The sequence below is a fragment of the Duodenibacillus massiliensis genome (assembly GCF_900128485.1).
GTDB classification, from domain to species: domain Bacteria; phylum Pseudomonadota; class Gammaproteobacteria; order Burkholderiales; family Burkholderiaceae_F; genus Duodenibacillus; species Duodenibacillus massiliensis.
The window spans coordinates 34,710-60,392 of sequence record NZ_LT635856.1; the positions used below are offsets into that span (position 1 = coordinate 34,710).

Below are 25,683 nucleotides of genomic sequence, written 5' to 3' on the forward strand. Positions count from 1 at the left end.
AGAAGAAAATGGAAAAGGAAATGATTGACACCGCTGCCGAGCGCCGCCCCTTTATGCTGGAGGTCAAGGGCGTCCCGTTCATCGTCGGTCACAAGGACTACGAAGCATCGTCCTGCGAGAAGTTGCTGCCGCGGCCCGTGCACGATGAACGCCTTGTGACGCTTGCAGATGCTGCGAGCTTCACGGAATACATCCGCCGTCACGGCCAGAAGAACACGGCCGTCTACGTGTCGGCCACATGGCCCGCTTCCAATGCGCCGATGGCCGAGGTCATCATCGATGACGGAGCTGCCGGCCAAAGCTCGTGGAGAGACCACCGGGCCACGCTCTCCCCGGTACTCACCAAGGCATTCAGCGACTGGAGGATGATTGATCAGGAGAAGATCAATCAGCTCAACCTCTGCGTGTTTCTTGACAGACACCTGCAGGACATCGTCCGGCCGGAAGGCACGACCGCACCATCGGCCGCCGAGGTGATGACCTTCGCGTCAACACTCTCCGACATCCGCAAGGTGGAGTTCAAAAAGAGCGTGAATCTGGACAACGGCCGCGTCCAGCTCACCTACACCGAGGAAGATGCCGGCACGCAGAACCTGACGATTCCCCGCGAGTTCTACATCCAGGTGAAGCCCCTGGAAGGCCACGACTGGACGTATCAGCTCAAGGTCGCAATGCGCTACCGGATCGAAGACTCCGTGAAGCTCATCTTCACGCTGGAGCTCCGCGACATTGACCAGCTGATTGAAGCGCTCCGAAAGGAGATCACGGAGACACTGAAGAAAGACCTGTCTGCTGACGGCATACCGGTCTACCTGAAAGCATAAGGAGTCAGAGATGTGCAAACGTAAGCAGCTTCCGCCGCCGCCAGATGCACTGGGCGTTTTGATGCTTGATGCCCGTCAGGTCGCCGCAGCATTAAACATCGGAGTGTCGTCACTTTGGAAAGCCGTAAAGAACATCCCCGGCTTCCCCAAACCCATAGCGATCACGCCGAGGACAGTTCGCTGGCGTGCCAGCGAAGTCGCAAAATGGGCGGCCGGTACTAATTAGTACCCGATCTACAACGCTCAGGAGGTGACTCCTGGGCGTTTTTTTTATCATAATTCCAGTAAATGAAACATTGCTCCCAATATTGCTCCCAATAGAGACGGGATACGCAAATAACATCAATAAATATTAAGGAGTTCGGATCTAACTGGGCCAAAAACCCGCATGAATAAAGGCGTGTATGGCGGCTCCAAAAATCTTCCCTAGTTTTTTCCCTAGTCATGCAGAAAAAGCGTAAACTCCTCACTAGATGTCCTGAGCGCCAAGAGCGCCTGAGACACGGAACCCCGAGCGCCGCAAGGTACCCGGGGTTCAATTTTATCTCTCCGGCTGATCCGCCATACGAGGAGCACGCGTCGGCATGAGACTGTCAAGCGGCAACCAGTAGTCCTGTCCAGTCCCACGGCGCAGCTTCTTTTCCATCCGCGACAGGTATCCCGGCGACATCCACTCATTGAACTCGTTCATAAAGGCGCGGTCAATCGCCGTTGACGTGTACCACATATTGAGGAACGGAAGGTGCGAGCGGATTGAACGCACAGTTTTCGCACCAGGTTTTGTGTCCTTGTCGTAGATAGGTGCACGAGCCCAAGCAAACGCCGCGTCCGAAGCCTCAATCACCGAACCAAGCTGAGGACCAAGAATGTTAGCCGCGCCAGACATTGCACCGTAACGAGAATCATCTGAGAGTCCGTTCACAATCCAGTCCCCAAGGAAACCTAAGCCGCCACCCTTTGTCAGCGCAGCCGCCCAGAATTTTCCGGAGGTAACATCTTCTGCATCCTTACCATTAAGCAAGTCTTGAATCTGAAGGGACAATGCCCCCATGACCGTCGTCGATACTACCATCGCCGCCAGGTACCCAAGTTGATCCACTCGGCCGCCGTGGTGATTTAAGAACTGCGCCCGCCGCCAGTGCTTTTCCATCATTGCCAAAGGAAACGACTTGAAGAGCATCGCAGCACGCCACAACTCGCCCGACATTGTTCCTCGCTTATTACCGCGACTTGCTTCCGTCCGAGTGATCAAGTCAGGACCGAGGGAAGCCATTTCTCCTTCATTGAGGATAAAGCCGATGACCTTACTCGCAAGAGATTCAGCGTTCTCGTCAACGATCATCCTCTTCGGATCCGAAGAAATTTCCTTCAGCCGCTTATACGACAGGAACTTCACGCCCTTGAATTCTTCTGTCCCGGCCTCCTGCATCAGCCGCCATTCGGCCTCTCCAATACCGCCGTCCTGAAGTCGCGCCCGATCATAATCATCCAACGCCGACCAATCTTTCTCAATGAATTTACCGAGAGACGCCAGCATATTGAGGTTGAACGCTCGGCGCACCGCATCAGTCCACGCCGTCAGGAAAGAAGCCCTCATTGAGGCATTCGCCAGTTTGGCCGTCCACCCTTGTCCCAGATTGTCGCTACCCCACCGAATGAAGTCGGATGAGATACTGTCAGCAATGAGGCCGCAACGATTCGCATAGTCTTTCCAGTCGGAGCCGTAGGCCGAGAAGAGGAGCCGCATTCCTTGTCCAAAATCCAAGCGACTGAAGCCGGTAGCCACAAAGTACGTCGCAATATCTGAGAAGGACGAAATAAACGCTTTTCCCAATTTGCCGGCAACTTCGAGATTTCGCCATCCGGACAGAAACCGCACCGCAGGTTCGGAGTTGACGGCCATCGCGCTTGCCTCACCGGAAAGCACGCGCCACATTTCATCCAACGTAACACGCGTCAGACCGTGGTGATCTGAATATTTCGTAAGGAGTTCCCAACTGCTTTTCTCACGCCGGGCGTCCAAAGCCTGAGCGTCGGCAATTTCTTTAAGGAATTTGAACGTCGTCTCCGCTTGCGGCCCGAATCCCTCCATCATCGCTATGTCGTGACTCATCTTGGAAACATGCCCGATAAGCGTACTCGTCAAACTGCCCTGACCGTACTTCGCCTCGTACTGCAGATACGAATCCGCATCCTTGAAATGCAACTCTCGGTGCGGATATTTTTTGTAGCCTACCAGGCTAGGCTCTACCGGAGTTTCCAAGGCATCCCACAAATTGTCTGCGTTATGTCCGGAAGTCACAATGTCTTCCCATGCCTCACCAAGGAAGTCCCGCAACTGACTGTCGGTCATCCGCTGACCGTTGTCCTGCTTATAGCGGGTTCTGTCCATAAGCGGGAACACCTCATCAATCCAAGCATTCTTCCCGCCGCCTTTTTTATTTCGGACTTTTGCCCAATCGTGCGACTGCGGAATATAGCCATAGTCAATAAGACCAATCCTTGCACCTGCATGTAAGGCACGGCCCCGCATATCCTTCGCCGTCTTTGCCCATGCCTCAGCCGCGGCCTTCGCACGGGCGTTCTTTGTGTCTTCACCATAGACCTCATGTGCGAAATCGTGAGCATCTTCGGCGTTTTCCATAAAACCAAGCCATTTCGGGCGAATGCCGTTAAGCGTATCGAGCATCGAAGTCAGGTACTCGTTTTGAATGCCTTTTGCAGCGCGTTCAACACCGAGCATCAGTTTTGCGACGCCCGCGTGAGCGTGAATGTCCTCTTCCCGCGCAAGGCGATCCAATTCTCTCAGCGAGCGGTTTTGTGCGAGAACCTGCTTATAACGCGCAGCCTTCTTTTGCCGAGCCTGCTCCTGTAAATCCTTCGCCAGCTCACCACCGGCGGCCTGAATGCGTTCCGCCTGAGTCATTGAGCCCCAGCGTTCCCGAAAATCTTTGCGTTTGGAAAGCGTGTTCATTTTGGACTCGAAGGCCGCGATAATCTGTTCGCCTTCTTCGTCGCTGATTGTGCCTTCTTTGCGACCGAGCGTCTGCCCGATCAAGTCCTTACATTCTTGTTTCATGCCGGAATCCCGTTGTTTCTGATGATGCACATTGCGGCCGTTGCCAATCCAGCCATATCCGTATCCGCCTGCTTATCAATCGAGGCTTCATCCGCCAAAATCTCCGCAGCCGTCTTTTGGTGTTCAATGCCATTTTCATCCTTGAATTTATAGATAAAATCAGGATTAAGCGCAGCCAAATCCTCAACCTGCACACGTTCGGAATTTTCTTCGGATAGTCCTTCGAGTTCGTGAGCCTGATGCGCTTCAAGTTCAGACACTGCTTTCGCCTCAGCGTCCAATCCTGCGTCCGGCGGAATATCGGGCGGAGGTTCTGACGCAACTCCGGCATCTTCGGCCACAGTCTCTACGACCGACTTCACCACGTTTTCGGCCGGCTTTTCTGCCTGCTGCATCGCTTGCAGGGTATTGCGCATCGCCGCCACATCCACTGCCGGCAAAGCCTCACGGAATCCTTCAGTAGCCCCTTTCTCGCGCATCGCTGCATTGCCTTCGTCAATCAAGCGATTTTGCGTATCACGGAAGATACCCATAACATCGGCAAGGTCTGTCGAGACGTTTTCTGCCTCACCAAACAAACCGCCCTGGGGGCCGTTGCCGGACGACTTCAGTCGGTTTTCCACCGCAGCCGCGAAAGGTTCAAGCACCCGAGCAATGGCCGCAGCCGAGTTCTGATTCTCGGCAATGAAGCCTAAAAGTTGCTGCACCGCCGGGTTATCGCCGAACACGTCACCCTGACCGACAATGCTTTCAAGCGGCGTCCCTTCGATCTTCGCGTTACGGATGCGGTTCACCACGTCCACCAAAATCGGGCCCAGGTCAACCGAGCCGTTCGAGGCTTCTCGGATGTTGATAACGTGAGGCGCGAAAGCCGCCATCGCGTTCAAAATGCGCTTGATACCCTGCTTATCGGTATCGTCCGCCACCAGGGCCGTCAACGTCCGGTCTCGATATGCTTCATAGAAGACAGCCGCACGGAGTCGATTCGTCGCGGTCTCTGTCGGCCGCCCGTCTGCCGTAAGGAGCTTCCCGAGAGAATTCGGTTCACCAATGTCAATCGTGAACAGCCGCACCGTCTCCGGAGTCGGCGCACCATCCTCATCGAACTGATACTTCCAAACATTGTTACGGATCCGCGGCGAATCCTGCACCGCCGTTTCGAGAGCCGACTTTTCCAAGACGTTCGAAGAATTCGAGCGCTCGACAAATCCCGTCGTCACAGCTTCCGGCGGCATGATGCGCACCAGTACTGGGCGCTGCATCCCTGCCACCACTTCCGGATTGATCCCCACGGAATGCGCATCGGCCATCAAGTCCTGTCGATATTGCTCAGCCGTTCCACGGTTATAGGCTTCAGAGAGCCCCGCCATGCGCCCGTTACCAGCTATCGCGTGCATCCGGGAAGGATCAGTTCCGTATCCCTGAACAGGCGTCCCGTCGAAGTTATTGGAGCGGAGCACCGAATCCGCCTCAACCACGGCGTAGGTCATCGGGATTTTGTGGCTGCCGTCGGCCACGGTTTCCGTGTTTCCGAGATACCGAGAATCAGGCAACGACCCAAAGGACACAATCGGAGCACCGGAGTCCGTCGTGCGGGAGACGGAAAGTCGCGTGTAGTCCGGAGCCGTGGCAATGGCGTTCATCTGTCCGACAGACACTGCGCCCGTACGGTCACGGTTCTGAAGCACTACTATCGTCCCAGCGTCCCCCATCTGGAAGGACTTCGCGAAAGCATTCTGTGCCTGACGAACCGTTGCATCGTTCACCGGGACGTTCTTCATCGTCTGAGAAACATCCACCCGTTCGCCGGAGTTCATCGCCTGAGCCGCCTGCTGCTGAGCGCGAATCCCCGCCATGAAGTGGTCAGGAGCCGAACCATTCTGCAGGGGAGCCGTAACCTTTTGATTATTCGTACGCTGAGCTTGAATGACACGAGCCGCCGTCACTTGCTTGGAATTCGACCGGAAGGACGCCATTTTGTTTTCTGCGTCGTACATTCGATCAAGCACCCGACGGACTTCCTGAGAAAGTTCCGGAAGTTCTTCGCCGAACTGCGCCTTGTAGCGTTCGCCGATTTCCTTCTTGGCCGCATCGTCGCCGGAACCTTCGCCCACGAGGTCACGGTACATATCCATTAGCCACCGGGCAAAGTTGCGGAACATCCCTTTCAGATACACTGCCGGCACCTCACCTTCAGCGAGATAGCGTTCCGTCCAAGCCGCGTACTGCTCCTGCAGCTTGACTTTCTTCTCGAAAGGCAGGGCGTTGTATTCCTCAACGGACTTGAGACCGAATGCCTTCATCAAGGCGTCAATGTCGGCCCGCGCTTCCGGGGAAAGGTTTTTGTCGGCCGCGTGCGCAAAGAGATTCGTCAGGTACCAGTGCGAGTGTTCGTGCGAGAACGTGGAAAGATTCGCATTCGGCGTGAGTTTGATAGTGTTCGTCTGCGGGTTGAAGGAACCGCGGATTTCGCCGATGATCTGATTGAACTCCATATCGAACGCAGGGTCTGCCGGGTTACGCCAATAGCCGCCATCTTCGGCATAAGCCCACTCGTTCGGCTCATCCACGAAGAAACGAGAACGCTTATCCTCATCCTTCACCCAGGATTCTTTGCCGTCCGCACCTGTTTCCTTTTTGTAAACAACATCCCCATCGCGCTTGACACCCGTCAACATATCGCGTACAGTGATTTCATCCTCGGTATAACGCGATGCAATAGGATCATTTGGGGATGAATCGTCGGAGCGCAAAACCTCTGAAGGGCTTCCCCCCGCCGAAGCATCGCCGCCGCGGACAGAGGGCTCAACAATCGGTTGAGCCTTTTCTGTTTCTATCCCGGTAATTTGATAAGCCGCCAGTCGATCTTTGCTTCCTTTCCCGCCGTCCGAAATCCGATCTTTTACAGTGATTTTGACAAGAAACTCTTTTCCGTCGACAACCACCGGAGAGTAGAACCGGTGCATTCCGCGCAGGGTTTTGTCCGCGGATTTAACCCCCTGAGACGCTTTTATGTCTCGGTAACTTTCCGCAGGGAAAGCGTGCTTCACCACTTCAGGGAGATTTTTCAAAACTACTGCGTTAGCCGCCCGGCTTTCGGTACCGCGCTTTAAACGGGAAATACCGTGAACGATCTCATCAGAATCATCGGCGCCAATAGTGAAACGCCACCCGGTAACTTCATTATCCAACGGAACTGCGTTATCACCGCGATACGGCTTGATAAGTTGAGCCAGCCCCTTGTTATCCGGAACCGCAGAACCGTCGCTCTCTATGCGCGTTACCCTTACCCTGTAATCTGGGTTCTTCGCTGCACGATCTCCGTATTGCCAGTTCTGCCCCTGGGTCACCGGCATACTGAAGGCTTCCTTCGGTACCTCCGCAGACTTCCCGTCCTCCGACCATACGATCTTTGCCGAGAAGTCCCGCACCTTGTCCGGCTCAATCCCCAAACGCTTCGCGAGCGCCACGACGGCCAGGGAGTTAATCGCCGCCTGCGTCCCGGCTTGCTCGAAGTTGAACTGACTCTGTCCTTTGTTGAAAAGAGCCGTCCGCTGATCCTCGTAGACAAGACGGGCCGCATCCTGATACTTCTGCGTTCGAATCTGTTCAGGACTGCGCCAAAACGCCCCGCCGAAGGCCGCACCCATAACCGCGCTTACCGCCAAGTCCACGCCGTTCAAGTCGTACTGCTGAGCCAGTTGGTTGTAATCCTGATGTTCGAGGATGAATTTGATACCCTCGACTTCGGCCACATTCGTCCCGGCATTCGCCGCAGCGCCGTACGCCATGGACATACCGCGACTCGCACCGAGAACCGCCGGAAGCCGCATACCTATTGCGTTCATCCCGAACGACACCAGGCCGGCATTGATAGCCGTGTCGCGGTCTACGCCCTCATCCATCAGGCGATTCGTCTCATCGATGCCCACGTCAGCGCCGAAAGCCAGTGCGCCGCCGGCGACGCCGCCCGCCAAACCGTAACCAATTGCCTTCGGAAGCGTCTTGAAAAGCCCGTAGACAATCTGAGAAGCCGTACCCATCGTTTCGGGATCGACCTCAAAGTGAACCTTGTTGTAATCGCGAATATCCCGGGCGGCCTGATCCATGACCGCCTTTTGCCCCTCCCACCAGGCGCGGGTTTCGTCCCTGCCCATACGGGAGAGAACATCGGCCCCGGTGTTCTTAAAAGCCGTGATAGCGGAGCTCGCCGTCTGTAGCACCGCAGCGGGAATGCCCTTCCACGTATCGCCAAGCCCTGAGAAGACGCCGAGAGGCATATTGACGCCCGGAAGCGGACGTTCCTCAAACACCTTGTCCTTCAGATCGAGCATGACGCCGGGCTCATTGCGCAGGAAGTAACGGCGCAGTCGATCTGCCTCAACCGACGACAGTTTCCGCCCCGGGGTGTAAACGTCCGTCCCTTCAGCATTCCGAGACCATACACCCCCCGCCACACCGTCCTGACCGCTGTAAATCGACTGATCCGAGAAAGTCGGATGATTCGGCTTTTTGTATTTATCGCCCAAGTGACCGCGCTCATCCTCAGACATCGTGCCGGACTGCAGCTCTCTCCAGGCACCGCGCAAGTCGTAGTCGTAAACGTCCTTTTCGCGGTGATTCTCTGTCGCCCATGCCTGATATTTTTCTTCCTCATCAGGCGACAAAACGGTATTGAACTTATCCGAATAATCCTCCGAGAACGCATCACGAGGGCCAACGGCATCCGTGCCCCAGCGGTTGATTCTCGCCTGCCGCATCTGCTCTTCGCTCATCTGCGGTTGCTGAGAGGCCGGGGTATAGATTTCAGAAAACAGCATTGTTATTCCTTCGTCTTCACTAAATCGAACTTATAAAGGGAGCCGTCGTCACCAAACACTGATTCCCCGTTAAGCATCAGGCTGTAGGTCACACTGCCGTCTGAGTTCACCTTTTCAGTCTGCAAGGCGAGTTTCGGCATTTTTGCGGCCAACTCTTCGCCGGTCATCGCTAAACCGCTGACGTAGAACGTGCCACGGGCTTTTTTGACTTCTTGCGCCTGAGTCTCTACGAGATCGCCCAAGTCTTCTGAGTAAATGGCTGACGACTTAATCCCCTTCGGCATCACGGCTTTCTTGCCGTTGTACGTTTCAACATCGCCACCGACTGCCGCAGCTATGGCGTCTTCGATGTTCCCGGAGCCCGCCCATTGCTGATAAGCCAAAATGCCGCGCGCCAATTCCACCGTATCGGCCCGGGCCGCGTCCGACTTAAACAGCCCCTGCGTCCCATCGTTGTCCGGATTGATAGTTGCGTAAAGCCGTGCCACATTGCCGGTTTCCACTGCCGGATCATCTTTGACCTGCTTTTCGGCGATGAGCTGCAGCCCTCGCAGGTACATTTCTCCGGAAGTAATGCCGCCGTCGCCTGGAACAATGTCAAACCCCGCCATCGCTATAGCGTACTTGTTGCTGTTTCCCTTCAGTTGCCCTGACACCATACGAATCCCGTCCGGACCCGCCGTGTCAGCAATCGTTTTCAAAAGTGCTACACGGGTTTCAATCGGCGAGCTATCAAGAAGCGTCACCAGTCCTGCGGCCTCCTGCTTAGAGAAAAGGCGTTGCGGCACCTGCCAATCCTTCGCCATCGCGTCCGCCATTTCCACGCGCTTCTGAAGTTGCGCTTTCAGCTCATCTGTGTTCTGCCAATTGAGCGGGGTGATGCCGTACTGATTCGTAGCCATCGCGACACCGATAGGATCAGACTCGCGTTCCTTCAGAATTTTTACCCCAAGAGCTTTTGCTTCTTTCGTTCGGGCGGAGTTCACGAAATCCATCACTCCGGCGCTATCCAAGCCCCAAAGATTTCGGGACGCCTGAGCATCCCGCACCTTTGCCGCCTTTTCTGGATCAAGTTCGTCCAAACGCTGCAGTAGCGTAACCGGCAACTCTTCATTGTTGTCTAGCGCCTTGTAGGCCGTATTAACAAGATCAGACGCTTCCGTGCGCTTTTCCCATTCACGCGCCGCCAGCGCCTGCCGAACCTTCACCGTAACGCCCTGCCGAACGTCGGCATCAGTGCCCTTTGTGGCCTCGTGCGTCGCCTTCAGAATGTCCGAATCGCTTCCAGAAGTCGCGAGCACCTTTTCCACCAGGTACTCAATGTCCTGTTTCTGCTGACCGGCCTTGATGAGTTTTTCGCTTTTAGCGACCTGCACAGCGCTCATATCGTCTTTGTGCGCCTTCAGCCACGCACGAGCCGCCGCAAGGTTCTTGCCCTCAATGAAAATACCGATAGCGTTCGAGTTAACGGTGTCCATCAGTTTCGTCACATCAACCGGAAGGCCAGACTTGTCAGCCTGCCACTGCAGTTCAGACATTGCAACGGCGTAGCCTGAGTTCGCCCTGTCCATATCGCCGGACTGGACACCGTTCAAAACGTCATTCGTCGCAGTATTGAAAGTCGCCGCGTGCGTCGCCTTCTCGAATACCGCCTGTTGCTTCACCATATGGGATTGAAGTTCTGCCCCCAACTGCTGATAGGCCGCCTGCGAATAGAGGTCATACATCTTCCGCTGACGATCTGTCTTCAGTTGACCGCGGCGATTTGCGAAGAGTGCGCGTCCCTTTTCGAGATACTCTTCCGACAGACTTTTCCCGTCAGGACGGTTAAGGGCGTTACTGCCCGTGAGATTGCCCCAACCCTCTTCCGGATTCGACTTCAAATCTTCGAGTTCGCTCTTGGACTGATTGATAGCGTCCTGCACGAGCGTCTTGTCGGTTTCGGCCTGCCACTTATCCACAGCCGAGACAATCTTATCAGTAGCCCCGGCGACGAGTTTGTCAGTACGCCACTTGGAATCCGGCATAGCATGAAGCGTCCCGAGCCCCCTTACAGCGTTCGGAGTCACGCCGCCCTGATACGGATTACCGGGCACAGTGATAGTTCCCATTACTTGCTCCAACTGAAATTAGAAGGCATCTTGAGGCTCCATCCTTGAGCCCCGAATGAGCCAGACGACGTAGCGCCGCTACCGGAACTGCCACCGAAAACATCCTTGAAATCGCTCAAGGTTGCGCCGCTGTACGAGGACTTGCCAGAACCGGACTGTGAGCCGCCCATCTGTCCATTCATAATGTCCATCGCATAGTTGTTGAAAGTGGTCAGCGCAGCCGCCCATGGAGTAATAGACTTTGCGGCCGAACGGTAGGCAAGTGCCTGATTCTTGTAATCGACAGCCGAACGGCGGTAGCCCCAGGACTCAGCAACGGCATTCGCCATCACCTGATTCACCTGCATTTCCTTCACAATGTCAATGGAGGTCAGCACTTCGGCTGCCGATCCAGAACCGCCCACGCGGACGCCCGCTGCAGCCTGCCGGGTTTTGGTAGTTGACTTTGCCTGCCCGGCCTCATACCCAATGGCCGCCGCCTGACGTTCACCGCCGGCCATCACGTCGTCTGCCGCCGTCTCGTAGCTCTGCGCCTGCAAATTCATTAAGTCGGCATTCATTTTCATGAGCGCCTTTTCCTGCTTTGCAGCGCGATAGGCAAGCCACGTCTCGCCGATCTGCATCACGGACGTGTAACCGACCTTGAATCCTTGCTGAAATCGAGAGAAGCCGCCCGCACCTTTTGCGCTCATGAAAGCGTTTGCGGACGACGAAATCGCGGAGGATTGTGTAGATCCTTCGCTTGTCTGTTTGGTTGGATGGAGATATTGAGGCATTCGGCACTCCCGGATTTTCGCCGAGAGTAAACCGAAAGATCAGAGCTTTATGGACGGACTACTTTGGCGAGGGCGTCGTGGTTTGCGGCGCAGCGCTGATAAAGTCGGCCGCATTCCGAACCAGAGTCAGCCAGTCTTTGAACCAAGCCTTCCAGCTCGGTAACTCTTCGTCTAAGAGCGTCTGTGGAATCTCCGCCTGCGGAGCCGTGACCGTCCGCGTGGCGCAACCGGGCGCGAGCACGATCAAGCTCAGCACGCAAATCGTTGTACTCAGCCTGCGCCAGGTTGATCGTGTCCGTTGCTTTTGAAAGTCCTTCTGCATTCTTTCTCTCCGCCGCACGTAGCGCATCAGACTGCGCCGCCTCCATGAGGGCAATTTCCCGGTCATAGTGCGCAGAGGTCAACCAAGCTCCTGTGCCAAAAGCCAGGACGACCGCCACCATGTAGACGTAATCTTTCACAGCTCTACCCCTTCGAGTTTCGCGCGGCGGCGAAGAACGTCGAGATACCCATCCATCACATAGGTCTGGAAACCATACAGCTCACGAGAGAGCGTCGGCGTAAAGTCCAGCTTCCCCGCATCCCATTTATCAAGCATCGCCCCAAGTTTTTTCCGGCGAATTTTCAGTTGCAGGTACTCCGCCTTGAAGCGATCTTTGTAGTCATCGCTACACATCAGCGCGGCAGTGTCTTTGAGCTCCATCATTTGCGACTCCTGTAGTCCCAATAAGCGTGATGACCACGCACGTCAACATGGACGAACGCGTCGTAAAGTCCGACGCCGCCGTCTTTATTGAGCTCCAGGCACAAGTCCTGAAACTCAGGAATTAACCGCGGATCATCCGGTCGAATATCCGCCGCCATGCCTTTCGTGTGATAAGAATTAGACACGGCCCCGGGAATCGTCGCGTTGTATTCTGGGCTTCGGTATCCCGAATTAACGAGAACCGGCTTCCCCCACTGTCGGCGGATGCGGTTCAAAAGATTCAAAAGCTCGTCCCGTACGACGTGCGGGAAAGGAGACTGATGCGGGTCATTCGGACTCTGCAACTCCTTTTCGTCAAAGAAACCGTATTTCATCGGCCGCCTCTTTCTAAAAAACTTTTCAGGATGCTCACGCCGTCTTTTCCCATCATGCCACCCAGCCCGGCAAGCGCCCCCGCGGCCTCGTCCGGCAAACCGTAAGAGTGCGCGGCCATACAGATCAGAAAACCAATGAATCCCGACAAGGCTACCGCCCCGAAGAATTCCCACCAAAGGAATGGTTTCGCTTTATCCAACGAGTTCAAATACATCAGACACTGAGCCATAGCGCCCACCGCGAAGGAAAAAAGGTATCGAAAACAATCGTGGTACTCCTGCATGGGAATCTCGCCCCTCTTCTAACGGAAGCATTTTCGAAGGGCGAGGCGACTCTTTATGGACGGTTAAGTCGAGACATTAAGAACCAACCCCTGCACCGTGAGCGGCAACGGGTCAGCCTGTCGAATGCAAACGGAACCTTCGGTTTGCCACGTCGGCGCGAGGCGCAACTCAATTTCCTCTGTCTTGAGTTCCGGCGGCTTTCCGGGCATTTCTGTCGTACGCTGTTTGTATTCCGTGAGATTGTCAAAGTCCGGACCCACAAATACACCCGACGAGCGATAGACCTGTAGGAAGACTTGAATGATGTTCTTTTTAATGCCCCCACCAAGCGCACTCTTGTTCTGCATTGTGAGCGGCAACGTCTTAGCATCAGCCTCGAAAGGCAATCCGACTATCACTTTGGACGCAGGCGAATCAAGATCGACCACTCCATTCGTTACAACTTGTTGAGGCATGACGGCACCATCAGCAAGGATAGAAACCGTCTTGCCTTCGAGCCAATTCAAACCGGTAACGTGCGTTGTCGGCTCTCCTGAATACACGCCGCCCGAGTCAACAAAGAACGCATCCTGGATGTTTTCAACGTTCATTGAAGTCATCCGCTCAATGTAGCGTTTCGTCTGCCCGTTGATTTCACGACGAACGACAACGTAAAGATGGTCCTCTTCGCCCTCTTCCACGGCCGCCACGGACTCAAACACACCGTCGGTAATATGCTGATGCCAGGCCAAAACTTCCTGTTCTGGAATGTATGTCAGCCCCAAAAGCGAGCCATCGGAACTGATATACCAAAGAAGCGGTATAGGCGCCAAAGCCAATGCCGAGTCCAAAACTTTTTTGAAGTCGAAAAGATGCGAAGCCCGGAGGCACAAATCCGACGACACAAAGCCGCCCGCCGAATATTCATAAGCAAAGTCTCGGACGTGCCCGCCACGGGCCGCACAATAGACAACGGCATTGCCGACGACCTGCGGCATCACCCGGCTCGATCCTGTATTACTCTGAGGCTTTGCGGCAATGGACGACGGAGAAATCACACTGCCGTCCTGCGGACTGATGCGGAAAGCCATGCTGGACGTGAGGAGAATCAGACTTGTCAGCGAAACGACGTGCTGTACTGCGCTGAATTCTCGACTTGCCATTTGAAAACTCACGCGGTCATCATCGCGATATGGGAGGGAATAACTGAAGTCCGACTCACTGCCCGTACGCGTCATCAGCACACGTTGCGGATCCGAATGCAATCCGGCAAAGATACGCCGCTGCTCGAAGTACCCGACGGCCCGAGGATAGTCACCAGCGCCACCTGTCGTCGCCGTACCCGTAGCACCGGAGCCCGTACCGCCGCGGAATGTCAGTTTCGGTGCCGTGTACTCGGAACCCGCCGCCCTGATCTGTACGGAAACAACCTTCCCGTTTTCAACCACAGCCCGCAGCTGAGCCCCCGAACCCGTACTATCGGACACTTCCACCGTCGGAACGCCAGAATAAGTGGAGAGCGAGTACGTCTCAGTTTTTGTGGACACGAAAAACGCAGAGAGTGTCTGACCGGAAACCACCACCTTCGGAGAAGTGTAGTTGTTCCCTTCGGAGACAATTCGGATGCCTTTCAGCGTCGTGTAGTAGTTGGTATAACTGTTACCGCTTGAAGACGTTCCGGGCGATGAATGTCGCTCAAGCACCAACTCAACTTTGCCGCCGTAGCCAGTATTGGCCGAATCGCTAAGCGTTACTGAAAGCGAAGGGTAGCCAGAACGTGAAATCCACGTCGTGCTAATGTTTTCCACCGGCAAAAGTCCATTGACGCAGTTGGTGTAACCGCTTCCGCCGTTTGTTACCGTCACTGACTTAATGCCGCGAGACGTAGAGAACACATCATCAAAGCGACGAATCGTTATCTCCGTCTTCGGCGTAATGTTGTCGTCGATGATTTCCGGCGTTTCACTATCGCCAATGTAGCCGTAAAGTCCGCCCTTGTTTTTATAGAAGCGATAGAAGGCTGCGCCCTTCATCTCGTCGCAGGTAATCTTGACCGTAGTCCCGTAAGCGTAGAGGTTTGCCACGACACTCACCGCTTCACTCGCTTCGCTTTCCTCTGTTTTGTCGGCATTGAGGCAAGATACCCGATACTTCTGAGTGTACTTGTCGGCGTTCGAATCTTCAGCCGCAGCCGTTGCACGTACCGCCGCTACCCCCGTCGGCTTCGGGAGTTTCGTATTGGTTTCGACTGTTACGATTCGCCAGTCCCGTGCACCATAGCGACGAATTTCAGTCGGCGGATAGTTTTCGTGCGTCACCGTCACAATGTCACCAGACTGTACATAATCCAAAGAGAACAAGTCCGCAGAATCCCAAGGTGTTGTGACCTGATACTCCGTCCCGTCGTCATTCACCAGCGTCGCACCGTAGCTATGGAACCGGGCGTACTTGTGTCCGAGCTCAATAATCATCGTCTGCCCGGCACTGTACGTGAACGGGATCAGCCGCACTGGGCGCGAGTCGTTACCCACTTTGTTCACGAACTCGAACCCCGGGCGGTTGCGGATAGGTCCCTGCGGCAGGCAGATGAAGTTTTGGCACTTCAAAAGCCCGGCCTGATACTTCACGTCGTCGCGGCGGCCATACATATCCGGCGAGATTTCGCCCCCGGCAAAGCTAAGCTGAATTACTTTATCAACGGCCATACCAGCCTCCCATTTCCTCTGGAAGGCGCATATCACCCGTATAAGGCGTTCGTGCCATATCCACCGAAGTGTCCTGCAAAGCGTCGCGCTTAATAGCGTCTTTCACCATCAGCGTGTAAATCTTCAGTTGTTCTTCTGCCATGGAAGCACCAGTCGCCCCGGTAATCGCTGCACCTGCGAGTTTGGCTGCCAGCAAATGCGCCAGAGCATCGGCAAAATCCGATGGGAACAACTCGGCCGGCACCAGCGACGTCGTATACCGAACCCAATCCGCTGGAACGTCCGTCAGAATCGCCATACCGTAATCCGACCGTTCAAGATGATAGGAATACAGGTCACGGCCCGACTTGTCGAATACACGCTGAATCTGCAGGCAATCCGATGGATATCCGTAGGCATAGGCCGCACCAATCGGAGGTTCTTTCAGCTGATTGAGTTTGGTGCGCTTTGTGGCAAATGTCCACGCCGTTTCAGTGAGAATACGGTTAAGCGCCAACGGGTAGAACCGGGCACAATGATCCGCCTGCGGAGAACCTTCGGGCGGATCAATGGAAGTCACCGTGCCCGTATCGCCGAGATACGACAGCGCGATGTTACAAATATCGACAACGGTAGTCATAGGGCCTCCTATGAAAGCGGGGAGCCGTCAGACTCCCCGTAAAACTGCGCACCGCCAACCGTCAGGCCAGCGGAGAGATAAGGATCACCTCCTTAAGCAGCGTAGTTAGGATTCGCTTCATAATCCCCGATTCGCTTCCCGCGCGGGCTGTCCGGACGGAGCGTCACGCCGGCAGACACCTTGCCAGACATGGACGTGCCCGCAAACACCAACTTGGTGTACTGGGGTAAGCCCTGCGGAATCGGGATATTGATCCCACCACCGTCCGTGAGGTCAGTCAGCTTGTAGGAAAGGATTTCCGTGAACGTGGAATTATCGGAACTGCCTTGAAGCGCAACGCTTGCGAGCCCCGTCACGGCACCGACGTTGCGGACGTAGATATAGCCGACACCTTCGGAAATACCGGCCTTACCAATATCAAGAACCTTCGAATCCTTGCTTGCGCCGGAAAGCGTCAGTTCACTGGCATACATGGTTAAAAAATCAACATGCATCGTTCTTTCTCCCTTAGCTGATCTTGGCTTCGTCGATGCGAATAGCGTCGTCGGCTTCAATCGGAATCGTGAAGAAGTGCGTCGCCATCTGTTCGGCAGCTTCCACAATCTTGAGGCACTGCGTGGACTTTTCATAGGCGGCAATTTCCAAGGCCGTCTGAATTTCGGTGCGGCAAAGCATCACCTGATGACGGCGCAACTGAGCCGGAATACGGTTCTTCGCGCGAATCAGCGTCTTGATAAGAGAATCAGACTGCAGATCAACTTCGCCATCCTTCATCGGGATGTTGCACACACGAACGCAGGCTCGCCAATCGTTAAGAGCCGCACCGGGTTGCCACTTGTAGTGGTCAACGTATGCTTCCATCTTGCCCTTGCCGTCGGGGGCATCGACAGTCTGCTGTCCCTTATCTGTATGCTGCAAACCATATTTCGAGCCCTTCGGGTAAAGTCCGAAGAATTCGTCAAAGTTAACAATGTAGACAGAAGTGTAGCCATCAGCCGTACCGGTATAACCAGCATCAGCAGCAACCACATTGTGCGACGCCGGAACCTTTTTGTTCATCGTGGCATAGCGCGTAGCCAAGCCAGTGAACTTGCGAATATCCTTGTCATTGTCGCCGTAATAAAGAGCAGCAGCGACGGCATCGCTCATGCCCTGAATAAAGGCCTTTTCTTCCGAGAGGCGGAACTGAGCCGTGTTGCCGTTTATATTGGCAAGGTCAATATCAACGTTAGCGTAGTTTTCAACGTTAGAGGTCACGTCCACCACAGAGGCAGTCGAAGACTTCGTCGGCTGGACGCCTTCGTACATCCCGCGCCACGTCGGTTCAGGGATGCCAGTTCGGATTGAATGCTTGAAGCCCGTGGTCATGTTGCATTCGCGCCACGGAATATGTCGCAGGATAGCGTTATTCTGCGACAAGACTTCTGCAATCGGAGCAATCTCGCCGTTCTCATCCGTGCGGGATGCGACATCAGCAAGGGTAGGATACTGAGCAATAGCAGCCATGCTTTCCTCTTAGTTCATCTTGGAATTGTTGAAAAACCGGGCCAACGGGTCTCCCTGTCCGCCCTCACCGTTGCCGCGCGGTGAAACGTCGTCGGAGATCGACTGAGCGATCTGATAGAACATCTTGATAATCCCCGGATGCGTATCGAGCCCCGTCTTTACGAGGAGCTCCCGCGCCTCCGGCGGGCAATACTTCTGAAATGCCTTCGCCGCAATGCCGAGGTTTTGTTTGGCCTTCGCGCCGCCGAGTTCCTTGTCCGCAGCGAACGCCTTGAGGTTTTCACTCTTGAAGGCCGCCAGCGCCTGTTCCTGCGCCTGCTGCAGCACCGGACTCATCTTGTTGATGATCGTGGCAAAGGACTTCTGCGAGAGGCCCATTTCGTGGCAGACACCCGCCAACGTTTCGCAAACATCGTCATTCAGTTCCGCGCCTTCGGGAACTTCGATGCCTTCGTTGGTGTAGGAATCTTCGGGCGCACCGAGCCATTCATTGGGCTTATCGCCCTTGTCCGTCCCGTCGTCACCCGCCGCAGGTTCGCCACCATCATTGGCCGCGTCCGCCCCCCCGGTCGCCGGAGGTACTGCATCGGCGGCAGCGGGCGTACCTCCGGCGACACCGGGATCAGTCGTACCGGTATCAGGAGGCGTAGCGCCAGCGTCCGCACCGGTATCCGTAACAGTTGCCGCATCTGTCATTTGTTTTCCTCTCGCATTGAATTGATCTGCTCTTCAAGCCCGGCCGAGCGAAGTCGCCGGAGAATGTCAAGTCCTACATCTCGCCGAGCACTGAGGAGCATCATTCGCATCGGATCAGTACTCGTCACCGAGTCCGCCTGCCCCGTAAGGGAGAGAACCCAGTGCATTGCCCGACGGCCGAACTCGGTTTCCATCAGGCTTTTCAGCGCGTTGTCGAGTTTCTTTTCTTCCTGCTTTCGCAGCCGTTCTTCTTCTGCGCGGGCTTCTTCCTCTTCGAAAATGCCCTGCATCCGAGTGTCTGCCATTGTTTCTGTCATCCCGTCACCTTTATGGACGGCCTTACATCACGCCCTGAGATGGTTGCTCTTGTTCGGGACTCATCGCTATATCCGCGCCGCCGACACTGCCTGCCGCCTGCCCCAAATCCTTGATAGTGGAAGCCGCCTGTGCTGCCTGCATCTGCTGCTGTTGCTGCGCCTGCTCTTCGGCGCGCTGCTTGCGAATGATTGCCACCCGAGAGCCCGCAACGATCATGGACGGCGGAACGCCGTTCATATCCGCCAAGAGATCAATCGTTTCATCGGCATCCAATTTGTCGAGCGCTTCCGGACGCATCTGCGCCAGAACGCCAATCTGCTGCACCGTGCGCATAACGCCGTCCACCGCAGAACTTTTCTGCATCTGCGCCAGTACCGAGATGTATTCAACATTGAGTTCTTTCCCCTGCATTTCCTGCGGAGGTTCAGGCACCAAGTCGGCCTCCACTAGGTATCCAAACGCCGTAGAGACCAACGGATCAAGCATTTCCGTATGAAGGCGCTCAAGCACCGGCCCAAGCATCATCACCTTTTCCTGTTCCAACGCCTGGATTTCGGTAGCCGTACGGTCAGTACCTTGATTCGCCGCGATCATCTGGAAGATGTTCACATTGAAGTAGCGCTGTATCTGCGCCCGTGCGTCTGCGATCTGCGCCTGCAGCATTTCAGGCGATGCCTGCACTGCCCAAGCCGAGCGAATCACGTCGTTGTCCGCAGGGTCAACCGGGATGCGACCGCCGGGACGGAATAGCTGCATTGCGCCCTTGTACTTTGTCGGGTATTGAATCGGTGGATTCGAGAGATAATCCGTGAGGATGCCCATCTGCTTTTGCAGGCGCTGCAGACTTTTAGCCGCCGACAAGGCTTTCGCACCAGGGCCACGCCCGTAAACAGAGCCCGCCGTAGTGAGCCATCGGGGACACAACGCCGGAAATTGGTCATAGCCGGACTCACCCAGCACCTTGCCGTCACTGCGGCCTTGTTCCCAATACACAGACCGCCACGGCTTATTGTGGTTGTCGTGCTTCATCACGTTACGGTCAAGACGCGGCTCAATGGCGTGCATCACGTCAAAGCGACGGTACGGGTTATCGCGTAAGGAACTTCTGACATCGGTGCTGACAGCATCGATACCGAACTTCTGCACCATCTGCTTCGCCGTCATGCTGATATGACGATAAACCGTGTCGATACGGTCGAACGGATCAGCCGCGAGCCAGTATTCCCCAACCGTGAGATTCATCATATCGATGACACGGTCAGGGTGACGCTGCACAATGGAACACGCAGTCCCGAACGCCGGAAGCTCAAGATATGAGCGATGCAGCGAGTTGTAGACCTCCGACTTTGCGAAATACATCAGGATCAAGTCCTGAAGTTCAGACAGCCACTGTTTCACATCCGGCGATTCGTCTAAGTCCGGATCCATTGTCGTAAGACGCAGCCACGGCCGCGACGGCGAACTGACGCCCGCCAAGAGTCCTGCCGCCAAAATATCGGCACTGTCTGCGGCTTCGGCATCATACAGGCGCGTGTAGCGCTTACCGCCCTCGTAGCCACGCTCACCGGGGAACGCCCCCAAGTCCGGCACCTCATAGTCGCGTATGTCGTACCAAAGGTTTTCCCACGTCTCACGTTCCGCTTTCAGCCCAGCCAAGCGCTGCTGAAGCTGCTTGACATCAACTGCCATTCGCGCCCCCGAGCGTACTCGTTTGGTTAAACAGCTTCGTTTTCTTCAGCTTGCCTCCCGTTAGATCAGTAGCCGCCCGCTTGCTGGACGTGTTTGAAGCAAGCAAAGAATCAATATCCGGTTCTTTGCCGTTAGCCTTCTCGCGTTCCTGCGCCTCGTTTTCATAAGCTTGCTTAGTGGCCTGATACTGCTTTTCTGCCAAAGCCTTCTCACGATCCAGTTGGCGCTTTTGGGTATAAATGTTGAGGCCGCCGGTGACAGCACCGATAATTGCCCCAGCGATTGTCTGCGCCATAGCTACGCCCCCAAAAGCTTTTTCTTCTGCAGCTTGAGATCATCCGTACTGATGCCGCCAAGCCCCGTCAACGAATCGCCCGGACCGGAGTCAGCGCCGAAGTCACCAAGCCCTGAAAGCTGAGAGGAATCAGCGTCGTTCCCGTTGGACTTGCGTTGTTGCTGGTCCAACAAAGATTGCTGCTTCTTTTTCTGCGCTGCTAATTCGGCCTCCTGCCGACGTGCTTCTTCCTTGGCCTTGTCGCGGGCGTCTTTGCCCGTTACTTTGTTGAAAGCCTTCTTTACGGCCTTTACCGGATTTAATTTAGAGAAAAATCCCATTTGTTAGCCCCCCAACGTATTGCGCTTGCGGAATAACTTTCCGCCTTCACCGTCCGCAGCACTAGACGTACCAGCGTCCATTGCCGCGTCGTCTGCCCCTGTGGATTCAGCACTAGCAGGCTTGCCAGGAGTGCCGTTGTTACGCCTACGGGATGTAATGCGAGAAACAATGTTGGCAAGGCCCATTTTCAAAGCAAGGCCATGGCTCATTTCTTGTCACCTCCAAGTCGATGCTTTCGCAAATGCCGACGTTCAAACTCTTCTGCTGAAGGTTCAGCCATCACAGACTCCTTATAAATGTCACCTGACAGCCTGAATGCGGCCGTTTCTGCAAAGCCGCGGCGAGTGGTGCTTGCTCGTCGCAGATCCACTGAAACGACGTACACCCCCGCTTTTTTGCCTCACGCTCACACATCACAAAAAGCCGTCCGGGCACCATCGTCCCTCGGTATTCGGGCAATACGAAAATCGTGTCGTTGCAGGCCGTAAGTTCCCCAGAATGCTGATGAGGCGCGACAAAGATCGACGCAGCCCCCACCGCTTTTTCTCCGTCGTAGGCGACAAAGGCAAACGCCAGCGAGTTTTCGGAGAGTGCGCGGTAGAAGTCTTCCGTCGGATCAAAGATCGGGCCGTTACCTGATTCGCGGAAATTCGTTTCAAGCAAATCTCGGTGCTTCCGCAGCAGGTCATAACAGGACATGAGTACGTATCGCATACCCGCAGTTTCAGCGGGGCGACGGTACATTTATGGACGACAATCGCTCAATCGTCCATAAACTTCAAAGCCTTGCAAATACGATGCGTTCATGAAATTTCATGGGAGGGTACTGCAATGGAAATTCAAGTCCGTTGCCGATGCGGCAAACGCCTTTTCGACCTTTCGCTAGACAGGCCTCCAGGCGGACGCATCTACATCTTGTGTCGCTGTAAAACGATGAACGTCATCGACCTTTCAGCGTATTCCAATCTGCAGGCCCATTCGGAGCCTGTTTCAAAAGAGGCCCCTGAGCCCACTTCTCAGCGCCAAGCGAGCGCACAATCCTGAGAACCTTGAGTTCCATAGCAAAAGGAGTTTGCTATGGCTGAATTTGCTTCTAAAGGCCTCGCCAACGGCGTAGGCATCCCTGCCCTTGTTTTGGGCTCTCTCGGCTTTCTTGGCTCTGCCAACAACGGCAACGGCGGAATCCTCGGCGGCCTTTTTGGCGGCGGAAACTGCAATCAGGTTTCTGCGCTGATGGCTGAGAACGCTAACCTCCGCGCGGAGAAGTACTCTGACAACAAGAACGCCGAGGTGTACGTCGCCTCTCGCGCTGAGAACAAGGCGCTACGTGACGAGCTCATGGGCTTTATCCGCCCGCTCTCCAACGAGGCCGCGCAGAACCGTGAACGCATCGCTGTGCTCGAAACCAACGTGGCCAAGAACGCCGAGATCGCCGACCTGCGCGAGAAGCTGGTGCGCGCCGAACTTGGCGCCAAGATTGACACTGTTGCGCAGACGTGCGGCTGTGGTATTGCCCAGCTCAACAACGCTGTCGCCGGTATCAACACCACGTTGAACCAGATCACCCACACGGTTATCCCGCGCACAGCGATCTGTCCTGAAGTGATGGAACGCTACAACTCGTGGGTTGCGCCCACAGCCGCAGCTCCGGCAGTTCAGCCGGTGACTGGCAGCATCAACGTTAACCGGGGTTAAGCCATGAGAATGCCGATTGGAAACTTGCCTGCGGTGGTTGTGGAATTTGCTCAGCAAGTCCTCATCCCGGCCGCAGAAAAGCAGGGCGGTTCTCTGCCCTTCGCCGTCGGCATCGTCTCGGGGCTCGTCGCACAGCGGGCCCCGGCGATGATCGAACCTTACCTGCCGATGCTCAAGTCTTTGGGAGCGGTGGATGAGCAAAACCGAATCGACGTGGACTTACTGTACGGCGAAGCCGCAAAGAACCTTGAAGCGCACCCGTTCGCCATCGGGCCGTACAAGCCTGATCGAGGCGACCTGGATGCGCTGAAGGAAATCATGAACCGGCATGGAGAATAGTCATGGAAATGAAGGAACTTATGAAAGCCCGCGCGGAGCAATCCATGCACTGCCTGCTCGAAAAGATCGACAAGGTATGCGATGAGGCCCGCGACAGTGGCGGCTTAAGCGGTGAGGACGTTCGCACGCTTGAAAAAGCGTGGTGCGCCATCGCCACTATAAAGGCTGTCTGCAAGGAGTAACGAAAAACCCCGGTTCATCGCCGGGGTTCTCATTGCAATCTCAGTTCTACGAGTCGCTGCTGAAACGGGGTTTCGTTACAGCCGCGCCTCAATCTGCGCCAGGCGCCATCTCTGGTAAGCGGCTTCAAGTGCAAGAGCCTCTTCATAGCGGATGCCGTACCGATCGCCCGCAGGAGTCACGAGACGATGCACAACGTGAGTCTGAGCAGGCGTGACGGTACCATCTTCTGCGACGACCTCTGGCGTATCGACAACCTCTACGTCTTCGTATTCGTCATCCCATTTGTCGTAGCAGAGAAGACCGTAACGAGTTGCGTCCAGACCTTCGGACTCGAATGCCGCCTTCACCTCCTGGGCAACGACGCCGACGTGGATTCGAGCGTCGCCGCCCTTCTTCTCTACAGCGTCCTTGAACTGGAAGACCTTGAAGTTCACCTTGCTCCAGGCACGCATGAGGGCGTCGTCGGGGGAGTCGATCGAAGTCTTCGACCGCTCGTCGGACGTGTTGATTGTGCCTGTAGCCGCGAAAAGTTGAGACCAACGTGCCGTTGCTGATCCTAACGCCTGAGCATTACTCAAACCGGGGTTAAGAGATTTTTCTGCACTTAGTAAAACTCGTGCAGTAAATGTAGATCCATCCCACTCCCCAATAAAAAATTGAGTATTTATCGGATAGGAAATGTGCCCTGATTTTGAATATGCATTTCCAAATCGAAAGTGCGGACGGTTTACCCCAACGAATGTTGACGTTGCATTTTGAGCAAAATCTGACTCACAAGCACTGACATTAGTTGCAACGAAGTCTCTTAGCTGCCCCGTAGATGTTTCTGACGATGTCACCAAGACTTTATTTTTCAAGCCTACTATGTCAATGTTTTCAAGAACAACTCGCTCGTTATTAGATATGATGCCCGCAGCTAATCCAGATTGCTTTTCTACAATGAAATTTGCAATTTTATCTATGGATCCAGCCTTATCGAAAAGAGCATACGTATAGCCTTCTAGATTATCCACGAAAACATTTTCGACGATATTGTGCTTAGACGATGCAAAATCCGATACCTGCGTCGTAAACAGCCCGTAGTATTCCGAAGTACCGCTTACATAGCTAATATCTCTGAAGGCGAGATTTCTATATACGCCAAAGAATCCGTTGAGGACGCATTGAACCTTCGCCACGTTTTCAGAACAAATCCCATAAGTTTGCAACCCGTCCACGACTACGTTTGCATAACCTTCCACCTTGACAGGTCGGAGTTTGGTTGCGCCCTCGTATGAAGCACTCAAATCTCTTAACGTAATGTCAGTGAAAATAACATTCCTTGCACAAGTCTTTTCTGCAAGTTCAGTCTGAGGCACTTCCGTAGGAACGCACCAGGCAACACAACCGTTGGCAACCTTTTCAGCAGTTGAAGCTGTAACTGTGATGTTTCTTGCAGGCGGCTCTTGATGGTGCCCAACAGCAGAATATGCGCTTGCATAGCCATAGACGTAGCAGCTTGTAGCAGTGCAATTTTCACTACCCCCATCAAATTCAATGCCGTTTTGATTTTCTTTTGCTTTGACAGATCGATTAAATATTGATTTATGACCATCAACCAAAACATTTTTAGCAAAGTGTGTCGTTAAACCATCGTCGATGACTGAGTTAATTGTCTTTGTATCTCTAAAGACAATTTGCTCACATCCGCCAGACACAGCATCGTAATTAAAGTGACCAACATCGTGGTTGTTTTTTAATTCAAAAGTGCTACAGTCAAACCCGTGCATAACTGCATCTATGACAGTAACATTTTCAACTAAAGCACCTTTTACGCCTGCGAGCTTTACACCGCAACCACCATAACTATCAGTAACCTGAGCGGCTCTATCCCACCCGTTCATCTTGATAGCTAAGTTTTTGATTGTGATGTCAGTATCATAAGTTGTTTGTGCGACTGACTGGTACTTCGCTTTATATCTAGAAAGATTTACGAAACCATCAAGTTCGTTCTTTGCCGTTTTAGCCACGACAAATATCGTTTTCTTTTCGCCATCTCCATAAACGAAGCTGTCAGAGGGCAACGCAATATCTGACGAAATTAAGTAGACGCCTGAAGGCATGTAGCAAGCGACATGTCTGTCAGTGCTTTGAACAATCGCGGCCTGAATGGCTGCAGTGTCATCATGGTGGCCATCGCCAACAGCTCCAAAATCCTTCACATTGACGACGTCCGCGAAGCGGTACCGGAGCTGACGCGGGTAGACGGTACCGGCCGCGGCCACCGGCAACATATCCCCGATGCCTGTGGGCGTTTCCACAATGTGAATATCCTTGCCCTTCTTCTTGGCGAGGGCGACGCCGGAATGGTATTGGATTGTCAT

General features: G+C 54.5%; 24 protein-coding genes. 5 read left to right on the plus strand and 19 right to left on the minus strand.

Going from position 1 to position 25,683, the window contains the following annotated elements; genetic code table 11:
- Positions 1 to 8: 8 nt before the first annotated feature.
- Positions 9 to 824: a DUF2303 family protein gene (locus BQ7486_RS01425; protein WP_074008675.1), complete on the plus strand. Its 816-nt coding sequence runs from the start codon at positions 9 to 11 to the stop codon at positions 822 to 824.
- Between the two features lie 10 nt (positions 825 to 834).
- Positions 835 to 1,050 carry a helix-turn-helix transcriptional regulator gene (locus BQ7486_RS01430; RefSeq protein WP_074008676.1) on the plus strand — a complete coding sequence of 72 codons (216 nt, stop codon included), beginning with the start codon at positions 835 to 837 and terminating at the stop codon, positions 1,048 to 1,050.
- Between the two features lie 315 nt (positions 1,051 to 1,365).
- Here the strand turns inward: BQ7486_RS01430 and BQ7486_RS01435 are convergent, their stop codons facing one another.
- The 18 genes from BQ7486_RS01435 to BQ7486_RS01520 form a co-directional block, all read right to left on the minus strand.
- Positions 1,366 to 3,903 carry a hypothetical protein gene (locus tag BQ7486_RS01435; protein ID WP_074008677.1) on the minus strand — a complete coding sequence of 846 codons (2,538 nt, stop codon included), beginning with the start codon at positions 3,901 to 3,903 and terminating at the stop codon, positions 1,366 to 1,368.
- On the minus strand, positions 3,900 to 8,723 hold the full coding sequence (locus BQ7486_RS01440) for an LPD3 domain-containing protein (protein WP_074008678.1): 4,824 nt from the start codon (positions 8,721 to 8,723) through the stop codon (positions 3,900 to 3,902). Before BQ7486_RS01440 ends, BQ7486_RS01435 begins: the two co-directional genes overlap by 4 nt.
- A gap of 2 nt (positions 8,724 to 8,725) precedes the next feature.
- Positions 8,726 to 10,750: a hypothetical protein gene (locus BQ7486_RS01445; protein ID WP_143182989.1), complete on the minus strand. Its 2,025-nt coding sequence runs from the start codon at positions 10,748 to 10,750 to the stop codon at positions 8,726 to 8,728.
- Positions 10,751 to 10,833: 83 nt separating this feature from the next.
- Positions 10,834 to 11,610 (minus strand): hypothetical protein, encoded by a 777-nt coding sequence (locus tag BQ7486_RS01450; RefSeq protein WP_143182990.1) that lies wholly within the window; start codon positions 11,608 to 11,610, stop codon positions 10,834 to 10,836.
- A 47-nt stretch (positions 11,611 to 11,657) separates the two neighbouring features.
- Complete coding sequence (locus tag BQ7486_RS01455) at positions 11,658 to 12,071, minus strand: hypothetical protein (protein WP_074008681.1); 414 nt, start codon at positions 12,069 to 12,071, stop codon at positions 11,658 to 11,660.
- Positions 12,068 to 12,316 carry a crAss001_48 related protein gene (locus BQ7486_RS01460; RefSeq protein WP_074008682.1) on the minus strand — a complete coding sequence of 83 codons (249 nt, stop codon included), beginning with the start codon at positions 12,314 to 12,316 and terminating at the stop codon, positions 12,068 to 12,070. The genes BQ7486_RS01455 and BQ7486_RS01460 overlap by 4 nt, the downstream gene beginning before the upstream one ends.
- Positions 12,313 to 12,690, minus strand: a complete 378-nt coding sequence (locus tag BQ7486_RS01465; RefSeq protein WP_074008683.1) for a YcbK family protein — start codon at positions 12,688 to 12,690, stop codon at positions 12,313 to 12,315. The genes BQ7486_RS01460 and BQ7486_RS01465 overlap by 4 nt, the downstream gene beginning before the upstream one ends.
- Positions 12,687 to 12,920, minus strand: coding sequence for a phage holin family protein (locus tag BQ7486_RS01470; RefSeq protein WP_162272213.1), 234 nt, complete (start codon positions 12,918 to 12,920; stop codon positions 12,687 to 12,689). The genes BQ7486_RS01465 and BQ7486_RS01470 overlap by 4 nt, the downstream gene beginning before the upstream one ends.
- A 117-nt stretch (positions 12,921 to 13,037) precedes the next feature.
- A complete protein-coding gene (locus BQ7486_RS01475) occupies positions 13,038 to 15,659 on the minus strand; it encodes a phage tail protein (RefSeq protein WP_074008685.1) in 2,622 nt (873 codons plus the stop codon).
- Complete coding sequence (locus BQ7486_RS01480) at positions 15,649 to 16,278, minus strand: phage connector family protein (RefSeq protein ID WP_074008686.1); 630 nt, start codon at positions 16,276 to 16,278, stop codon at positions 15,649 to 15,651. Before BQ7486_RS01480 ends, BQ7486_RS01475 begins: the two co-directional genes overlap by 11 nt.
- Before the next feature lie 92 nt (positions 16,279 to 16,370).
- Complete coding sequence (locus tag BQ7486_RS01485) at positions 16,371 to 16,772, minus strand: hypothetical protein (RefSeq protein ID WP_143182991.1); 402 nt, start codon at positions 16,770 to 16,772, stop codon at positions 16,371 to 16,373.
- Between the two features lie 13 nt (positions 16,773 to 16,785).
- Complete coding sequence (locus BQ7486_RS01490; RefSeq protein WP_074008688.1) at positions 16,786 to 17,784, minus strand: major capsid protein; 999 nt, start codon at positions 17,782 to 17,784, stop codon at positions 16,786 to 16,788.
- 9 nt (positions 17,785 to 17,793) lie between these two features.
- A complete protein-coding gene (locus BQ7486_RS01495; protein WP_074008689.1) occupies positions 17,794 to 18,480 on the minus strand; it encodes a hypothetical protein in 687 nt (228 codons plus the stop codon).
- Positions 18,477 to 18,797, minus strand: coding sequence for a Bbp19 family protein (locus BQ7486_RS01500; RefSeq protein ID WP_143182992.1), 321 nt, complete (start codon positions 18,795 to 18,797; stop codon positions 18,477 to 18,479). Before BQ7486_RS01500 ends, BQ7486_RS01495 begins: the two co-directional genes overlap by 4 nt.
- Positions 18,798 to 18,819: 22 nt before the next feature.
- Positions 18,820 to 20,487 carry a portal protein gene (locus BQ7486_RS01505; protein ID WP_074008691.1) on the minus strand — a complete coding sequence of 556 codons (1,668 nt, stop codon included), beginning with the start codon at positions 20,485 to 20,487 and terminating at the stop codon, positions 18,820 to 18,822.
- Positions 20,477 to 20,782: a hypothetical protein gene (locus tag BQ7486_RS01510; RefSeq protein ID WP_074008692.1), complete on the minus strand. Its 306-nt coding sequence runs from the start codon at positions 20,780 to 20,782 to the stop codon at positions 20,477 to 20,479. Before BQ7486_RS01510 ends, BQ7486_RS01505 begins: the two co-directional genes overlap by 11 nt.
- Before the next feature lie 2 nt (positions 20,783 to 20,784).
- Positions 20,785 to 21,102, minus strand: coding sequence for a hypothetical protein (locus BQ7486_RS01515; protein ID WP_074008693.1), 318 nt, complete (start codon positions 21,100 to 21,102; stop codon positions 20,785 to 20,787).
- A 280-nt stretch (positions 21,103 to 21,382) separates the two neighbouring features.
- A complete protein-coding gene (locus BQ7486_RS01520) occupies positions 21,383 to 21,847 on the minus strand; it encodes a GNAT family N-acetyltransferase (RefSeq protein WP_074008694.1) in 465 nt (154 codons plus the stop codon).
- Between the two features lie 333 nt (positions 21,848 to 22,180).
- On the opposite strand from BQ7486_RS01520, the gene BQ7486_RS01525 reads away from it, so the two are divergent.
- The 3 genes from BQ7486_RS01525 to BQ7486_RS11845 are packed head-to-tail and all read left to right on the plus strand — an operon-like array spanning position 22,181 to position 23,319.
- Positions 22,181 to 22,798 carry a hypothetical protein gene (locus tag BQ7486_RS01525; protein ID WP_074008695.1) on the plus strand — a complete coding sequence of 206 codons (618 nt, stop codon included), beginning with the start codon at positions 22,181 to 22,183 and terminating at the stop codon, positions 22,796 to 22,798.
- Positions 22,799 to 22,807: 9 nt separating this feature from the next.
- The gene (locus tag BQ7486_RS01530) at positions 22,808 to 23,137 is read left to right on the plus strand and encodes a hypothetical protein (protein ID WP_143182993.1); all 330 of its coding nucleotides are present in this window, start codon (positions 22,808 to 22,810) and stop codon (positions 23,135 to 23,137) included.
- Between the two features lie 8 nt (positions 23,138 to 23,145).
- Positions 23,146 to 23,319, plus strand: coding sequence for a hypothetical protein (locus tag BQ7486_RS11845; RefSeq protein WP_154666297.1), 174 nt, complete (start codon positions 23,146 to 23,148; stop codon positions 23,317 to 23,319).
- Positions 23,320 to 23,394: 75 nt separating this feature from the next.
- On the opposite strand, the gene BQ7486_RS01540 is transcribed toward BQ7486_RS11845, so the two are convergent.
- Complete coding sequence (locus tag BQ7486_RS01540; RefSeq protein WP_074008698.1) at positions 23,395 to 25,683, minus strand: glycosyl hydrolase family 28-related protein; 2,289 nt, start codon at positions 25,681 to 25,683, stop codon at positions 23,395 to 23,397.

Coding starts and splice junctions, on each gene's coding strand:
- BQ7486_RS01430 (WP_074008676.1), top strand. CDS start 835: ATGTGCAAACGTAAGCAGCTTCCGCCGCCGCCAGATGCACTGGGCGTT.
- BQ7486_RS01445 (WP_143182989.1), bottom strand. CDS start 10,750: ATGCCGGATTCCAAGTGGCGTACTGACAAACTCGTCGCCGGGGCTACT.
- BQ7486_RS01480 (WP_074008686.1), bottom strand. CDS start 16,278: ATGACTACCGTTGTCGATATTTGTAACATCGCGCTGTCGTATCTCGGC.
- BQ7486_RS01540 (WP_074008698.1), bottom strand. CDS start 25,683: ATGACAATCCAATACCATTCCGGCGTCGCCCTCGCCAAGAAGAAGGGC.
- BQ7486_RS01500 (WP_143182992.1), bottom strand. CDS start 18,797: ATGACAGAAACAATGGCAGACACTCGGATGCAGGGCATTTTCGAAGAG.
- BQ7486_RS01470 (WP_162272213.1), bottom strand. CDS start 12,920: ATGGCTCAGTGTCTGATGTATTTGAACTCGTTGGATAAAGCGAAACCA.
- BQ7486_RS01495 (WP_074008689.1), bottom strand. CDS start 18,480: ATGACAGATGCGGCAACTGTTACGGATACCGGTGCGGACGCTGGCGCT.
- BQ7486_RS01440 (WP_074008678.1), bottom strand. CDS start 8,723: ATGCTGTTTTCTGAAATCTATACCCCGGCCTCTCAGCAACCGCAGATG.
- BQ7486_RS01475 (WP_074008685.1), bottom strand. CDS start 15,659: ATGGCCGTTGATAAAGTAATTCAGCTTAGCTTTGCCGGGGGCGAAATC.
- BQ7486_RS01515 (WP_074008693.1), bottom strand. CDS start 21,102: ATGGGATTTTTCTCTAAATTAAATCCGGTAAAGGCCGTAAAGAAGGCT.
- BQ7486_RS01490 (WP_074008688.1), bottom strand. CDS start 17,784: ATGGCTGCTATTGCTCAGTATCCTACCCTTGCTGATGTCGCATCCCGC.
- BQ7486_RS01485 (WP_143182991.1), bottom strand. CDS start 16,772: ATGCATGTTGATTTTTTAACCATGTATGCCAGTGAACTGACGCTTTCC.
- BQ7486_RS01450 (WP_143182990.1), bottom strand. CDS start 11,610: ATGCCTCAATATCTCCATCCAACCAAACAGACAAGCGAAGGATCTACA.
- BQ7486_RS01460 (WP_074008682.1), bottom strand. CDS start 12,316: ATGATGGAGCTCAAAGACACTGCCGCGCTGATGTGTAGCGATGACTAC.
- BQ7486_RS01505 (WP_074008691.1), bottom strand. CDS start 20,487: ATGGCAGTTGATGTCAAGCAGCTTCAGCAGCGCTTGGCTGGGCTGAAA.
- BQ7486_RS01525 (WP_074008695.1), top strand. CDS start 22,181: ATGGCTGAATTTGCTTCTAAAGGCCTCGCCAACGGCGTAGGCATCCCT.
- BQ7486_RS01465 (WP_074008683.1), bottom strand. CDS start 12,690: ATGAAATACGGTTTCTTTGACGAAAAGGAGTTGCAGAGTCCGAATGAC.
- BQ7486_RS01520 (WP_074008694.1), bottom strand. CDS start 21,847: ATGTACCGTCGCCCCGCTGAAACTGCGGGTATGCGATACGTACTCATG.
- BQ7486_RS11845 (WP_154666297.1), top strand. CDS start 23,146: ATGAAGGAACTTATGAAAGCCCGCGCGGAGCAATCCATGCACTGCCTG.
- BQ7486_RS01425 (WP_074008675.1), top strand. CDS start 9: ATGGAAAAGGAAATGATTGACACCGCTGCCGAGCGCCGCCCCTTTATG.
- BQ7486_RS01435 (WP_074008677.1), bottom strand. CDS start 3,903: ATGAAACAAGAATGTAAGGACTTGATCGGGCAGACGCTCGGTCGCAAA.
- BQ7486_RS01530 (WP_143182993.1), top strand. CDS start 22,808: ATGCCGATTGGAAACTTGCCTGCGGTGGTTGTGGAATTTGCTCAGCAA.
- BQ7486_RS01510 (WP_074008692.1), bottom strand. CDS start 20,782: ATGGCGCAGACAATCGCTGGGGCAATTATCGGTGCTGTCACCGGCGGC.